At 71.2% G+C, this 15,298-nt stretch carries 10 protein-coding genes; 8 read left to right on the top strand and 2 right to left on the bottom strand.

The annotated features are described in order from the left end of the window. The first annotated feature begins 127 nt into the window (after positions 1-127). The 5 genes from AB0950_RS19860 to serA all read left to right on the top strand — a co-directional run bounded on the left by AB0950_RS19860 (position 128) and on the right by serA (position 8,808). Positions 128-3,184 (top strand): EAL domain-containing protein, encoded by a 3,057-nt coding sequence (locus AB0950_RS19860; protein WP_366779089.1) that lies wholly within the window; start codon positions 128-130, stop codon positions 3,182-3,184. Between the two features lie 243 nt (positions 3,185-3,427). Further along, positions 3,428-5,275: an acetolactate synthase large subunit gene (locus tag AB0950_RS19865; RefSeq protein WP_361982276.1), complete on the top strand. Its 1,848-nt coding sequence runs from the start codon at positions 3,428-3,430 to the stop codon at positions 5,273-5,275. Positions 5,276-5,297: 22 nt separating this feature from the next. Next, entirely contained in the window at positions 5,298-5,822 is a 525-nt protein-coding gene (ilvN, locus tag AB0950_RS19870) for an acetolactate synthase small subunit (RefSeq protein WP_018544678.1), read from the top strand. Positions 5,823-5,942: 120 nt separating this feature from the next. Next, positions 5,943-6,941 (top strand): ketol-acid reductoisomerase, encoded by a 999-nt coding sequence (gene ilvC, locus AB0950_RS19875; protein WP_360152312.1) that lies wholly within the window; start codon positions 5,943-5,945, stop codon positions 6,939-6,941. Positions 6,942-7,218: 277 nt separating this feature from the next. Further along, a complete protein-coding gene (gene serA / locus AB0950_RS19880; RefSeq protein WP_360152315.1) occupies positions 7,219-8,808 on the top strand; it encodes a phosphoglycerate dehydrogenase in 1,590 nt (529 codons plus the stop codon). 62 nt (positions 8,809-8,870) lie between these two features. Here the strand turns inward: serA and AB0950_RS19885 are convergent, their stop codons facing one another. After that, positions 8,871-10,406, bottom strand: a complete 1,536-nt coding sequence (locus AB0950_RS19885; RefSeq protein WP_360152318.1) for an MFS transporter — start codon at positions 10,404-10,406, stop codon at positions 8,871-8,873. 96 nt (positions 10,407-10,502) lie between these two features. Here AB0950_RS19885 and AB0950_RS19890 point away from each other — a divergent pair, with 96 nt between their 5' ends. Further along, positions 10,503-11,087, top strand: coding sequence for a TetR/AcrR family transcriptional regulator (locus tag AB0950_RS19890; RefSeq protein ID WP_366779090.1), 585 nt, complete (start codon positions 10,503-10,505; stop codon positions 11,085-11,087). A 93-nt stretch (positions 11,088-11,180) separates the two neighbouring features. On the opposite strand, the gene AB0950_RS19895 is transcribed toward AB0950_RS19890, so the two are convergent. Continuing rightward, positions 11,181-12,506 carry a helix-turn-helix domain-containing protein gene (locus AB0950_RS19895; protein WP_360572775.1) on the bottom strand — a complete coding sequence of 442 codons (1,326 nt, stop codon included), beginning with the start codon at positions 12,504-12,506 and terminating at the stop codon, positions 11,181-11,183. Positions 12,507-12,670: 164 nt separating this feature from the next. Here AB0950_RS19895 and AB0950_RS19900 point away from each other — a divergent pair, with 164 nt between their 5' ends. Together AB0950_RS19900 and pruA are read left to right on the top strand one after the other, a co-directional pair. Next, complete coding sequence (locus AB0950_RS19900; RefSeq protein ID WP_366779091.1) at positions 12,671-13,597, top strand: proline dehydrogenase family protein; 927 nt, start codon at positions 12,671-12,673, stop codon at positions 13,595-13,597. Between the two features lie 41 nt (positions 13,598-13,638). Beyond that, on the top strand, positions 13,639-15,270 hold the full coding sequence (pruA, locus tag AB0950_RS19905; protein WP_360572773.1) for an L-glutamate gamma-semialdehyde dehydrogenase: 1,632 nt from the start codon (positions 13,639-13,641) through the stop codon (positions 15,268-15,270). The last annotated feature ends 28 nt before the right edge of the window (positions 15,271-15,298 follow it).

A 15,298-nucleotide genomic window follows, 5' to 3' on the forward strand; every position in this document is an offset into this window, starting at 1 on the left:
CGCGCAGACGCGGTCACCACACCGGCCACCACAGCCATCACCAGCGCCGGCACAGCGGCCGCAGGAGGCACGCGCACCCGGCGCACCGGCACCGCGGCCCGGGAGCGGCGCGGACCGGGAGGCCCCGGTGAGCGCGCCGCCCTCGCTGACGACCGCCCTCGACTCAGCGGTGCGCGCACCGCACCCGCAGCAGGCGCCGCCGCCGGGCCGGCCGGCCGCCGGTGAGGGCACCCGCACGCGGGAGCAACTCGTCCTTGCCCTCGTCTGCGCGGCCTACGCCGTCGGGGCCGCGTTCGACTGGGGCACGGACGAACTGGCGTTGATCATGGGCGACTTCGGACTGAGCGCCGCGGCCGGCGCCGCCGCCGTGTCCTGCTTCGCGTACGCCCGCAGCCCGCGCGTCCGCTTCCGCTCGGCCTGGCTGCTGTTCGCGCTCTCCTCGATGATGGCGTCCCTCGGCAACGCGGTCTGGGGGTGGTACGAGGTCGTCCTCGGGCGGTCCGTGCCGAGCCCCAGCTACGCCGACCTGTTCTTCCTGTGCTTCGCGCCGCCCGCCATCGTGGGCCTGCTGGTGCTCGCCAAACGGCCGGTGACCAAGGCCGGCTGGATCTGCCTGGCGCTGGACGCCTGGCTGATCGGCGGCTCGCTGCTCACGCTGTCGTGGAGCCTGGCGCTCGCCCAGGCGGCCCGGTTCGACGGACCGAGCGTGGCGCACACCGCGCTGTCGCTGGCGTACCCGCTGATGGACATCGCGCTCGTCAGCATGGTGCTCGCGCTGCACTTCCGCCGCAGCCCGGGCAACCGCACGGCGGTGAACACCGCGATCGGCGCGCTCGCGCTGACCGTGATGTGCGACGCGCTGTTCACCTCGCCGCTGCTGCACAGCAGTTACCACTCCGGGCAGCTGCTGGACGCCGGCTGGTTCTCCGGTTCGCTGCTGCTCGCCTACGCCCCCTGGGCGGCGCCCCGCCGCAAGGGCGCGCGGGAGAGGCACGTACCGGACGGGCACACGCGCGTGGTGCACGAGCACCTGCCCGGACAGCGCGGCACCGGCCACCACCACGTGCCCGTGCCCACCCCGGGAGGTGATCACAGCCGGTATCCGGCCGGACGGCCGCTCACCGGCTCCCTCGCCGCCCTCACCCCGTACCTCGCCGCGGCCGTGTGCACCCTGGGCATCCTGTACAACGTCCTCAACGGCCGCCGGCCCGACCACGTGGTGCTGATCACCGCGGGCGCCGTGGTGCTCGCGCTCGTCATCCGGCAGGGCATCATGCTGCTGGACAACATCACCCTGACCCAGGAACTGGCGCAGAAGGAGAACCACTTCCGCTCCCTGGTGCAGGGCTCCAGCGACGTGATCATGATCGCCGCGCCCAACGGCGTCCTGCGGTACGTCTCCCCGGCCGCCGCCGGGGTCTACGGCCGCCCCGCCGAGGAACTGGTGGGCACCGAGCTGGCCGCCCTCATCCACCCGGAGGACCTGGGCTGCGTGGTGCACGAGGTGCGCCGCTTCCTCGCCGCCAGCCCGCTGGAGGAACCCACCACCCGGATCGAATGCCGCTTCCGGTCCGGCGACGGCGGCTGGCTCAACGTGGAGTCGACCGTCAACCGCCACCACGGCGGCCTGATCTTCAACAGCCGGGACGTGACCGAGCGGGTCCGCCTGCAGGCGCAGTTGCAGCACAACGCCGAGCACGACCCGCTGACCGACCTGCCCAACCGCGCCCTGTTCACCAAGCGCGTCCAGCAGGCCCTGTCCGGCCGCCGCGCCACCGACCGGGGCGCCGCCCTGCGCGGTACGGCCGTGCTCTTCATCGACCTGGACGGCTTCAAGGCCGTCAACGACACGATCGGGCACCAGGCCGGCGACGAGCTGCTCGTCCAGGCCGCCCGCAGACTCCAGGACGCGGTCCGGCACGGGGACACCGCGTCCCGGCTGGGCGGCGACGAGTTCGCGGCCCTGATCGTCGGGGACGGTACCCGGGAGCGTGCCGCCCGAGAGCGGAACATCCTGGAGCTCGCCGACCGCCTCAGGGTGACCCTCTCCCAGCCGTACGCCATCGACGGCCGGGACGTCCGGGTCAACGCCTCCATCGGCGTCGCCTTCGCCGAACCGGGCCTCGGCGCGGGCGAGCTGCTGCGCAACGCCGACCTCGCGATGTACCGCGCGAAGGCGGGCGGAAAGGGCCGGGTGGAGCTGTACCGGCCGCAGATGCAGCAGGACGTCGTACGCAAGGCGGAGCTGGCCACCCGGCTGCGCGCCGCGCTGCACGACGGCGAGTTCGCGCTGCTGCACCAGCCGGTGGTGCGCCTCGACGACGGCCGGATCACGGCGGTCTCGGCGCAGGCGCGCTGGCGTTCCTCGCAGGGGGTGCTGTTCACCCCCGCCGAGTTCCTGCGGATGGCCGAGGACGGCGACAAGACGGCCGAGCTGGACCGCTGGATCCTGCGGGAGGCGGTCGAGCAGGCCGCCGAGCGGGCGGCGAGCGGGACCGTCGTCCCGGTGGCGGTGCGGACCAGCGCCCGGCGGCTGCTGGACCGCTCGATGCCGCCCGGCTCCGTGGAAACGCTGCTGACCCGGCACGGGCTGCCGCCCGGCGCGCTGGTGCTGGAGCTGTCCGACACCGATCCGCGGGTCGGCCTGGACGAGCTGGAGCGCCGGCTGACGGCGCTGAGCCGGCTCGGGGTGCGGATCGCGCTGGACGGCTTCGGCAGCGGCCACGCGGCCATCACCGCGCTCAGAAGGCTGCCCGTGGACATCCTGAAACTCGACCGAAGCCTGGTCGAGGGCGTCGTGGAGTCCGCACGGCTGTACAAGATCACCAGTGGTCTGCTGCGGATCGCCGGCGATCTCGGGCTGCAGTCCGTGGCGGAGGGCGTGGACCTGCCGGAGCAGGTCGTCGCGCTGCGCGCGATGGGCTGCACCCACGGGCAGGGGATGGCCTTCGCGGGCCCGCTGGACGAGTACCGGCTGCGCCGGGCGCTCGCATCCGGCCACTGCCCTGTGCCGCACCCGCCGGCCGAGCCGGCGTTCGCGGGCGCCCCGGAGGTGAACGAGCCGTGGAAAGGGGTGAGCGAGCCGCAGGGGCGCTCGGGGGTGTACACCGGGGGTGTGACGGCCGTCGTCGGAGGCGGCGGCGGCCTTCGTTCACATTCTGAGACTCCCGTCCCACCTACTTGACATGTGGTGCGCGTCGGGGGGAGGGTCAGTGCCATGCGCACCCGAATTCTCGTACTTGGACAGCGCGTCGGCTGAGCTGGGACCCACCGGAGAACCTTCCGGAATCCCCAGCGACCTCACCGGCGCGCTCCCCTCGCTTGCCTTGCGGCACGAGGGGTTTTTTGTTGCACGAGTGCCGTTCGTGCAGCGCTTGAACTCCGCTCAAACCTCGCAAAAACCCTCAGCATCGAGAAGAGAATGCCGATGACCGAGCAGGCCACCGGGGCCCATCCGCAGCCGCGGCCCCGATCCGGAGGACAGCAGTCCGCCCCCGTCGAGCACGTCACGGGTGCGCAGTCCCTCATCCGCTCCCTCGAGGAGGTCGGCGCTGACACGGTATTCGGCATTCCCGGCGGCGCGATCCTGCCGGCGTACGACCCGCTGATGGACTCCACGCGGGTGCGCCACGTGCTGGTCCGCCACGAGCAGGGCGCCGGCCACGCGGCCACCGGCTACGCCCAGGCCACCGGCAAGGTCGGCGTCTGCATGGCGACCAGCGGCCCCGGTGCCACCAACCTGGTCACGCCGATCGCCGACGCGCACATGGACTCCGTCCCGCTGGTCGCGATCACCGGCCAGGTCGCCTCGAAGTCGATCGGCACCGACGCCTTCCAGGAGGCGGACATCGTCGGCATCACCATGCCGATCACCAAGCACAACTTCCTGGTCACCAAGGCCGAGGACATCCCGCGGGTCATCGCGCAGGCGTTCCACATCGCCTCCACCGGCCGCCCGGGCCCGGTCCTGGTCGACATCGCCAAGGACGCCCTGCAGGCGAAGACCACCTTCTCCTGGCCGCCCACCATGGACCTGCCCGGCTACCGCCCGGTGACCAAGCCGCACGCCAAGCAGATCCGCGAGGCCGCCAAGCTGATCACCTCCGCCAAGCGGCCCGTCCTCTACGTCGGCGGCGGCGTCCTCAAGGCCCACGCGACGGCCGAACTGAAGGTCCTCGCCGAACTCACCGGAGCGCCCGTCACCACCACCCTGATGGCGCTCGGCGCGTTCCCCGACAGCCACCCGCTGCACGTGGGAATGCCGGGCATGCACGGTGCGGTCGCCGCCGTCACCGCGCTGCAGAAGGCCGACCTGATCGTCGCCCTCGGCGCCCGCTTCGACGACCGCGTCACCGGCAAGCTGGACAGCTTCGCCCCGTACGCCAAGATCGTCCACGCCGACATCGACCCGGCCGAGATCGGCAAGAACCGCGCCGCCGACGTGCCGATCGTCGGAGACGCCCGCGAGGTCATCGCCGACCTGGTCCAGGCCGTGCAGAAGGAGCACAGCGAGGGCCACAAGGGCGACTACAGCGCCTGGTGGAGCGACCTGAACCGCTGGCGCGAGACCTACCCGCTCGGCTACGACCAGCCCGAGGACGGCTCCCTGTCCCCGCAGCAGGTCATCGAGCGCATCGGGCAACTGGCGCCCGAGGGCACGATCTTCGCCGCGGGCGTCGGCCAGCACCAGATGTGGGCCGCGCACTTCATCCAGTACGACAAGCCCGCCACCTGGCTGAACTCCGGCGGCGCCGGAACCATGGGCTACGCCGTCCCGGCCGCGATGGGCGCCAAGGCCGGACAGCCGGAGCAGACCGTCTGGGCGATCGACGGCGACGGCTGCTTCCAGATGACCAATCAGGAACTGACCACCTGCGCGCTGAACAACATCCCGATCAAGGTCGCCATCATCAACAACGGCGCCCTCGGCATGGTCCGCCAGTGGCAGACCCTGTTCTACAACCAGCGCTACTCCAACACCGTGCTGCACTCCGGCCCCGACGACATCAACCCGGAGGCCAAGGGCACGCGCGTGCCGGACTTCGTGAAGCTGTCCGAGGCGATGGGCTGCGTGGGCCTGCGCTGCGAGCGCCCGGAGGATCTGGACAAGGTCATCCAGGAGGCGAACTCCATCAACGACCGTCCCGTCGTCGTCGACTTCGTCGTCCACGAGGACGCGATGGTGTGGCCGATGGTCGCCGCCGGCACCTCCAACGACGAGATCATGGCCGCCCGGGACGTCCGCCCCGACTTCGGCGACAACGAAGACGACTGAGCGAGAGAGACGTAAAAAGACCATGTCCAAGCACACGCTCTCCGTCCTGGTGGAGAACACCCCGGGCATCCTGGCCAGGATCGCCGCCCTGTTCTCGCGGCGCGGCTTCAACATCGACTCGCTCGCGGTCGGCGTCACCGAGCACCCCGACATCTCCCGCATCACCATCGTGGTCGGCGTCGAGGACCTGCCGCTCGAGCAGGTGACCAAGCAGCTCAACAAGCTCGTCAACGTGCTGAAGATCGTCGAGCTGGAGCCGGGCCAGGCCGTGCAGCGCGAACTCGTCCTCGTGAAGGTCCGCGCCGACAACGAGACCCGCTCCCAGATCGTGGAGATCGTCCAGCTGTTCCGCGCCAAGACCGTCGACGTCTCCCCGGAGGCCGTCACCATCGAGGCCACCGGATCCGGCGAGAAGCTGTCCGCGATGCTGAAGATGCTGGAGCCGTTCGGCATCAAGGAACTGGTCCAGTCGGGCACGATCGCGATCGGCCGCGGCGCCCGTTCGATCACGGACCGTTCGCTGCGCGCGCTCGACCGATCCGCGTAAGGCTGGAAACGGGCGGTCGGCGCGCCGCCGCCCGCCCGTATGCCGAGACCCCCAGACTTCCTTCCCACCCACCGTCATACGGTGGGACGCACAACCTGCACACCAAGGAGAGAACCCAAAGTGGCCGAGCTGTTCTACGACGCTGACGCCGACCTGTCCATCATCCAGGGCCGCAAGGTCGCGGTCATCGGCTACGGCAGCCAGGGCCACGCCCACGCGCTGTCGCTGCGTGACTCCGGCGTCGACGTGCGTGTCGGTCTGCACGAGGGCTCCAAGTCCAAGGCCAAGGCCGAGGAGCAGGGCCTGCGCGTGGTCACGCCGGCGGAGGCCGCCGCCGAGGCCGACGTCATCATGATCCTGGTCCCGGACCCGATCCAGGCCCAGGTCTACGAGGAGTCCATCGCGCCGAACCTGAAGGACGGCGACGCGCTGTTCTTCGGCCACGGCTTCAACATCCGCTTCGGCTTCATCAAGCCCCCGGCCGGCGTCGACGTCTGCATGGTCGCCCCGAAGGGCCCGGGCCACCTGGTGCGCCGTCAGTACGAGGAGGGCCGCGGCGTTCCGTGCATCGCGGCCGTCGAGCAGGACGCCTCCGGCAACGCCTTCGCGCTCGCCCTGTCGTACGCCAAGGGCATCGGCGGCACCCGCGCCGGCGTCATCAAGACCACCTTCACCGAGGAGACCGAGACCGACCTGTTCGGCGAGCAGGCCGTCCTCTGCGGTGGTACGGCCGCGCTGGTCAAGGCGGGCTTCGAGACCCTGACCGAGGCCGGCTACCAGCCGGAGATCGCCTACTTCGAGTGCCTGCACGAGCTGAAGCTGATCGTGGACCTCATGTACGAGGGCGGTCTGGAGAAGATGCGCTGGTCCATCTCCGAGACCGCCGAGTGGGGCGACTACGTCACCGGCCCGCGCATCATCACCGACGCCACCAAGGCCGAGATGAAGAAGGTGCTCGCCGAGATCCAGGACGGCTCCTTCGCCCAGCAGTGGATGGACGAGTACCACGGCGGCCTGAAGAAGTACAACGAGTACAAGCAGCAGGACGCCGAGCACCTGCTGGAGACCACCGGCAAGCAGCTGCGCAAGCTGATGAGCTGGGTGAACGAGGAGGCGTAAGCCTCACGTCAGGGGGCCGGGGCAATCTGCTTCGGCCCCCTTTCGGTCACCCCGGACGGCGCCGGGTCGAGGGCGACCCCGAGCGTTGTCCACCCCGTCCAGCCCCGGACGGGTGATACTTCCGCAGCGGCGCAAACCGACGCCCGCGGCGCAACTAGACTGCTGCACAACAAGCGCGTCAGGCCCACAGCGTCGTGCGTCTTCCACGCGGCTAGCACCCCTCCACCGCCAGCGGCCGTCGGGACGGCCGTCCGCATTGGACTTGTGAGGACCTCACGTGAGCTCGAAACCCGTCGTACTCATCGCTGAAGAGCTGTCGCCCGCGACCGTGGACGCACTCGGCCCGGACTTCGAGATCCGGCACTGCAACGGAGCGGACCGAGCCGAACTGCTCCCCGCCATCGCCGACGTCGACGCGATCCTGATCCGTTCCGCCACCAAGGTCGACGCCGAGGCCATCGCCGCGGCGAAGAAGCTCAAGGTCGTCGCCCGCGCCGGCGTCGGCCTGGACAACGTCGACGTCTCCGCCGCCACCAAGGCCGGCGTGATGGTCGTCAACGCCCCGACCTCCAACATCGTGACCGCCGCCGAGCTGGCCTGCGGTCTGATCCTGTCCACCGCCCGCAACATCCCGCAGGCCAACGCCGCGCTGAAGAACGGCGAGTGGAAGCGCAGCAAGTACACGGGCGTGGAGCTGGCCGAGAAGACCCTCGGCGTCGTCGGGCTCGGCCGCATCGGCGCCCTGGTCGCCCAGCGCATGTCCGCCTTCGGCATGAAGGTCGTCGCCTACGACCCCTACGTGCAGCCCGCGCGGGCCGCGCAGATGGGCGTCAAGGTGCTGTCCCTGGACGAGCTGCTGGAGGTCTCCGACTTCATCACCGTCCACCTGCCCAAGACCCCCGAGACCCTCGGCCTGATCGGCGACGAGGCGCTGCGCAAGGTCAAGCCGGGCGTGCGCGTCGTCAACGCCGCGCGCGGCGGCATCGTCGACGAGGAGGCGCTGTACGCGGCGCTGAAGGAGGGCCGGGTCGCCGGCGCCGGCCTCGACGTGTACGCCAAGGAGCCGTGCACCGACTCCCCGTTGTTCGAGCTGGACCAGGTCGTGTGCACCCCGCACCTGGGCGCCTCCACCGACGAGGCCCAGGAGAAGGCGGGCATCGCCGTCGCCAAGTCCGTCCGCCTCGCCCTCGCCGGCGAGCTGGTGCCGGACGCGGTGAACGTCCAGGGCGGTGTCATCGCCGAGGACGTCAAGCCGGGCCTGCCGCTCGCCGAGCGCCTCGGCCGTATCTTCACCGCGCTCGCCGGTGAGGTCGCCGTCCGCCTCGACGTCGAGGTCTACGGCGAGATCACCCAGCACGACGTGAAGGTGCTGGAGCTGTCCGCGCTCAAGGGCGTCTTCGAGGACGTCGTCGACGAGACCGTGTCGTACGTCAACGCGCCGCTGTTCGCCCAGGAGCGCGGGGTCGAGGTGCGGCTGACCACCAGCTCCGAGTCGAGCGAGCACCGCAACGTGGTCACCGTGCGCGGCACGCTCGCCGACGGCGAGGAGGTGTCGGTCTCCGGCACGCTGGCCGGCCCCAAGCACCTGCAGAAGATCGTCGCGGTCGGCGACTACGACGTCGACCTCGCCCTCGCCGACCACATGGTGGTGCTGCGCTACGAGGACCGTCCCGGTGTCGTCGGCACCGTCGGCCGCATCCTCGGCGAGGCGGGCATCAACATCGCCGGCATGCAGGTCGCCCGCGCCGCGCAGGGCGGCGAGGCCCTGGCGGTGCTCACCGTCGACGACACGGTGTCCCCCGGCGTGCTGGCCGAGGTCGCCTCCGAGATCGGCGCCACGTCGGCCCGGTCGGTGAACCTCGTCTGAGACGTGCTGTGAAACGCCGGGCGGGCTGACGAAGGTCGGCCCGCCCGGCGTTCTTTTCCGCCCTACTTCTCCCTGACCTCGATCCTCCGCAGGCTCACCGCCGCGCCCACCGCGGCCAGGGCCAGCAGCACCGCCCCGGCGACCGCCGCGCCGTGCATCCCGGTGGTGAACGCCTCCCGGGCGCTGGCGAGCAGGGACGCACCGGTCCGGCCGGGCAGGTGGGCGGCCGTGGCGAGGGCGTCGCCCAGGGTCTCGCGGGCCCCGGCCGGGGCGCCGGCCGGCATCTCGTGGCGGTAGACCGCCGTACCGATCGAGCCGAGGACCGCCATGCCGAGCGCCCCGCCGAACTCGGCGCTGGTCTCCAGCAGGGAGGAGGCGGTGCCCGCCCGCTCCACCGGTGCGCCGCTCATGGCCAGGTCGGTCAGCTGGGACATGATCGCGACGACCCCGCAGGCGAGGACGCCGGCCCCGGCCAGCGTGGGCCAGAGCGAGTCGGTGCCGACGAGGGCGAGCATCGAGTAACCGGCCGCCATGGCCGCGAAGCCACCGGCGACGACGTATCCGCGGTTGACGCCCCGCTGGACGAGGTGTGCGGTGACCGGGCCGGCGAAGCCGATGAACACCGAGGGCAGCAGGCTCCACAGGGCCGCGGCGAGCGGGCTGTAACCGAGGACCGACTGCAGGTACTGCGTGGTGAAGACGGCCGAACCCATCATGCCGAGGCTGCCGATGAGGTTCAGGACCAGCGCCGGGGTGAAGCCGTGGCTCTTCAGCAGGGCCGGCGGGATGAGCGGCGAGGCGGCCGTGCGCTGGCGGTGGACGAACAGAGCCGTGAAGAGCAGGCCGACGGTGACGGAGACGACGTACAGCGGGTGCCAGCCCTCGGAGGGGATCTCCTTCAGGCCGTAGATCACGGGGAGCACGGCGGCCATCGACAGCGGGACGCTCGGCCAGTCGAAGCGCCCGGGGTCCGGGTTCTTCGACTCCGGCAGCAGCACCGGGCCGAGGAGCAGCAGCAGCGCCATCGCGGGCAGGTTGACCAGGAAGACCGAGCCCCACCAGAAGTGCTCGACGAGGATGCCGCTCATCACCGAGCCGAGCGCGATGCCGCCGGTCATCACGCCGGACCACAGGCCGATCGCCTTCGCCCGCTGTGCGGGGTCGGTGAACATCGTGCGCAGCAGGGCCATCGTGGACGGCATCAGGGTCGCGCCGCCGATGCCGAGGACCGCGCGGGCCGCGATCAGGGTCTCGGCGCTGCCGGCGTAGGCCGCGAGGAGCGAGGCTCCGCCGAAGGCCGCGGCGCCCGTCAGCAGGAGCTTGCGGCGGCCGATGCGGTCGCCGAGGGAGCCCATCGTCATCAGCAGGCCGGCCAGGACGAAGCCGTAGATGTCGAAGATCCACAGCTGCTGGGTGCCGCTCGGGTGCAGGTCGGCGCTGATCGCGGGGGTCGCGAAGTACAGGACGGAGACGTCCATCGAGACCAGCAGCAGCGGGAGCATCAGCACGCCGAGAGCGGTCCACTCGCGGCGCCCGGCGCGGGCGGGTACGGAGTTGCCGGCGCCGACCGGGGCGTTCGTGCTCGTCGAGTTCGTCATGCCGATGACTGTACGGCCGTCTTACACAACTGTCTAGAACGATTGTGTAATTCAGCCGTATAGGACGGCTGTATGGATCGGCGCTAGGGTGGGCCCATGGGACACCGCGAGGATCTGCTCGAAGGCGCCAAGCGCTGCCTGCTTCAGAAGGGGTTCCTGCGCACGACCGCGCGGGACATCGTCAAGGAGTCGGGCACCAACCTGGCGTCGATCGGCTACCACTACGGGTCGAAGGCCGAGCTGCTGGTGCAGGCGTACGTCTCGCTGATCGAGGGCGTGGGGGAGCGGTTCGACCCCAGGCTCGGCGGAAAGGTGACGCAGCCTCCCGGATCGCTGGAGCGCTTCCAGGAGGTGTGGACGAGCATCATCCGCACGGTCCCCGAATCGCGGCCGATCTGGCTGCTCAGCTTCGAGCTCATGTTCCAGGACGAGCGACTGGAGCAGGTGCGCAAGCTCCTGGCCGAGGCGCAGAAGGAGGGCCGGGCCGGACTCGCCGCCCTGTTCAGCGGTGTCCCCGAGGCGGACCTCGACCAGGAGGCGGTCGAGACCGAGGGCCGCCTCTACCAGACCCTCCTCAACGGCCTCATGGTCCAGTGGCTCTTCGACCCGGACTCGGCGACCACCGCGGAGCAGCTCACCGAGGGGCTGCGCCGGGTGCTCGACGGAGTCGGCAAGAGCTGACCGCCGGGATCAGCCGGCACCCGGAACCGGCCGACGCGGCGGGTCCCGTGAGGTGCTCCGAGGGGGACTTCGAGGGCGGGGGATCCGGGACCGCTAGAGCCGGGCCCGCTTCAGGGCCATGTGCAGCAGGAGCCGGTCCTCGCCGTCGTCCAGGTCCAGGCCCGTCAGCTGCTCGACGCGGGACAGGCGGTAGTACAGGGTCTGGCGGTGGATGCCGAGTGCGGCGGCGGTGCGGCCGGCCTGGCCCGCGCAGTCGAGGAAGACCTCCGCGGTGCGGGCCAGCTCACGATGGGCGGGGACGAGCAGCGGGCCGACCACCGGATCGTGCGCGGCCTGCGCCGGCAGCGCGGTCAGCAGCCGGTACGGCCCGATGCGCGCCCACTGGGCGACCGGCCCGAACCGCGGCTCGGCCAGCGCGGCGCGCGCCGCGGCGGCGGCCTCCTGCCACACCGTCCCCAACTCGGCCAGCCCGAGACGGGGTTCCCCGATCCCGGCGGCGCACCGGGGGCCCGCGGCGTGCCGGGCCACCGCCGCCCCGGCGAGTCCCGCGGCGGCCGCCGCGGCCGCCCGGGCCCCGGCCCCGCGCGCGGCGCCGTCCGGCGCACCTCCCGCGCTCCCCGGGACCCCGCGCACCGCTTCCGCCTCCTTCAGCAGCCGCATGGCCGCCGCCGTCGCGGGGGCGCTCACGTCCGAGGCCCGCAGACGCACCAGCAACGCCAGACTCTGCGCCGCTGCCCCCCAGGGCAGCGTGCACAGCGCCGTGGCGTGCGGGATCGTACGGGCGGCGGGGGCGTCGTCAGGGTCGGCCGACGGCCAGGGGGCGACGCACACCAGGGTCACCGGGCCGTCGGCGCGCGGGCCGAGCGCGGTGCGGAGTTCGGCCACCGCCATGTCCTGCTGCCAGCCGCGTTCCGCGGTGAGCACCGCCCGCAGCTCCCGGCTCAGCCCGGCCCCGGCCTCCGCCTCGTCCGCGAGCAGCGCGCCGATCCGGCCGGCCACCTCCATCGCGGCGGCCAGCTGGGCGTCCGTCGGCCCGGGGTCGCCCTCCAGCAGCCAGACGTAACCGAGGACCACGCCCCGATGGCGGACCGGCAGGCAGATCCGGCCGCGGTAGACCCCGGCCTCCGGGCTCGGCGGGATCCGCACGGGGCCGGTCGCGCGGGTGATGCCGAAGCCCTCGAACCACGCGCGCACGGTCGCGGTGGAGCGCCGGGTGAGGATCGAGCGGGTGCGCACCGGGTCCAGCGCGGAGGGATCCAGCTCGTCCTCGCTGTCGTACGCGCCGAAGGCGATCAGCTCGAAGTCGCGGTTCTCCAGGGTCGCCGGGACGCCCAGCAGCTCGGAGATCTCGTCGACCAGCTCCTGGTAGTCGCCCTCGGGGCCCTTGAAATCCGCCGCCACTCCGCCATTCTCCCTCATTTTCCGGCGGCCTTCATACATCTGTCTGAGATCCCGCGCACGGATGCGTGACAGCTGTCGATGGCCCAGGATCAAAGAGATCCTTAGGTTTCACGGTGGTTCTCCGTGCCGTACCCGAAGCGTCGGGAAACGGCCTATTCGGTGCTTGTCTGTGGAGGTGCCCCGTGCTGGGTCCCGTGATTCTCGCCGCGTCGCGCAGCGACCGGATGCGACGCCTGATCTCGGCGGCCCCGGTGACCAAGCAGGTCGTCGACCGCTTCATCCCCGGTGAGACCGTCGACGACATCGTGCCGATCATCAAGGACCTCACGGCCAAGGGCCTGGAGCTGACGATGGACGTCGTCGGCGAGGACATCACCACCCCCGGGCAGGCCGCCGCCGCCCGCGACGCCTACCTGCAGCTGATCGACCGGCTCAAGCCGCTGGAGCTGGGCGAGAAGGTCGAGATGTCGGTGAAGCTGTCCATGTTCGGCCAGGCGCTGGAGAGCGGCCACGAGCTGGCCCTCGCCAACGTCCGCCCGGTCGTCGAGGCCGCCGCCGCCATCGGTACGACCGTGACGCTGGACGCCGAGGACCACACCACCCTCGACTCGATGTTCGCCATCCACGAGGAGCTGCGGAAGGACTTCCCGAAGACGGGCTGCGTCATCCAGGCCTACCTCTTCCGCACCGAGGCCGACGCCCGCCGGCTCGCCGCCGCCGGCAGCCGCGTCCGTCTGGTGAAGGGCGCCTACAAGGAGCCCGCCGAGGTCGCCTACCAGCAGAAGCAGGAGATCGACAAGGCGTACGTCCGCATCCTGCGGATCCTGATGGAGGGCGAGGGCTACCCGATGATCGGGTCCCACGACCCGCGCCTCATCGCCATCGCGCAGGAGCTGGCCCACCGCGCCGGCCGCAAGCCGGCCGAGTACGAGTTCCAGATGCTGTACGGCATCCGCGGCGAGGAGCACCTGCGACTGGCCGCCGAGGGCCACCGCATGCGCGTCTACACCGCCTACGGCACCGACTGGTACGGCTACTTCATGCGCAGGCTCGCGGAGAAGCCGGCCAACCTCCGGTTCTTCCTGCGCAGCATGGTCAGCAAGGGCTGAGCCAGCCAACACCCGCTCACGTACAAGGAGTTACGGATCTCATGGACGCTGTGACCCAGGTCCCCACCCCGGTCAACGAGCCGGTGCACGGCTACGCCCCCGGTTCGCCCGAACGCGCCCGGCTGGAGGCCAAGCTCAAGGAGCTGGCCGAGAACCCGATGGACCTGCCGATGACCATCGGCGGCGAGAAGCGGATGGGCGGCGGCGAGCCCTTCGAGGTGGTCCAGCCGCACAACCACAAGTCCGTCATCGGCACCGGCCGGCACGCCACCCAGCAGGACGCGCGGGACGCCATCGACGCGGCGCTCGCCGCCGCCCCGGCCTGGCGCGCGATGTCCTTCGACGACCGTGCCGCGATCATCCTGCGCGCCGCCGAGCTGCTCGCCGGCCCCTGGCGCGAGACGCTCGCCGCCTCCACCATGCTCGGCCAGTCGAAGACCGCCCAGCAGGCGGAGATCGACACCCCCTGCGAGCTGGTCGACTTCTGGCGCTTCAACGTCCACTACGCCCGCCAGATCCTCGCCGAGCAGCCGCCGGCGAACTCCCCGGGCGTGTGGAACCGCCTCGACCACCGCCCGCTCGAGGGCTTCGTCTACGCGATCACGCCGTTCAACTTCTCGGCGATCGCGGGCAACCTGCCCACCGCCCCAGCGCTCATGGGCAACGTGGTCGTGTGGAAGCCGTCCCCGACGCAGACCCACGCCGCCGTCCTGCTGATGCAGCTGCTGGAGGAGGCCGGTCTGCCCAAGGGCGTCATCAACCTCGTCACCGGCGACGGCATCGAGGTCTCCAAGGTCGCCCTGGAGCACCGCGACCTCGCGGGCATCCACTTCACCGGCTCGACCAAGACCTTCCAGTACCTGTGGAAGACGGTCGGCGCCAACATCGAGAAGTACCGCTCCTACCCGCGGCTCGTCGGCGAGACCGGCGGCAAGGACTTCCTGGTCGCCCACCCGAGCGCCGACCGCGCGGTGCTGAAGACCGCCCTGACCCGGGGCGCCTTCGAGTACCAGGGCCAGAAGTGCAGCGCGACCTCCCGGGCGTACATCCCGGCGTCGATCTGGAACAGCGGCTTCAAGGAGGAGTTCGCGGCCGAGGTCGACCACCTCACCATGGGTGACGTCACCGACCTGTCGAACTTCATCGGCGCCGTCATCGACGACCGCGCGTTCGCCAAGAACAAGGCCGCGATCGACCGCGCGAAGTCCGACCCGGCCTGCGAGATCATCGCGGGCGGCAGCTACGACGACTCGGTCGGCTACTTCGTCCGCCCGACGGTGATCGTCTCCACCGACCCGGAGAACGAGATCTTCCGCACCGAGTACTTCGGCCCGGTCCTCGGCGTGTACGTCTACGAGGACGACACGTACGACGAGATGCTGACCCAGATGGAGTCGGTGTCCGACTACGCGCTCACCGGGTCGGTCATCGCCAACGACCGCGCCGCGGCGGCGTACACGATGGAGAAGCTCCGCTACGCGGCGGGCAACTTCTACATCAACGACAAGTCGACCGGCGCCGTCGTCGGCCAGCAGCCCTTCGGCGGCGGCCGCGCCTCCGGCACCAACGACAAGGCCGGCGCCCCGCAGAACCTGCTGCGCTGGACCCTGACCCGGGCCATCAAGGAGACGCTGGTCCCGCCGACCGACTACTCCTACCCGCACATGGGCTGACCTTCGGCCCTCCCCGAACACGGGCCGG

The sequence above is a fragment of the Streptomyces sp. NPDC007189 genome, from assembly GCF_040703635.1.
Taxonomy (GTDB): Bacteria; Actinomycetota; Actinomycetes; order Streptomycetales; family Streptomycetaceae; genus Streptomyces.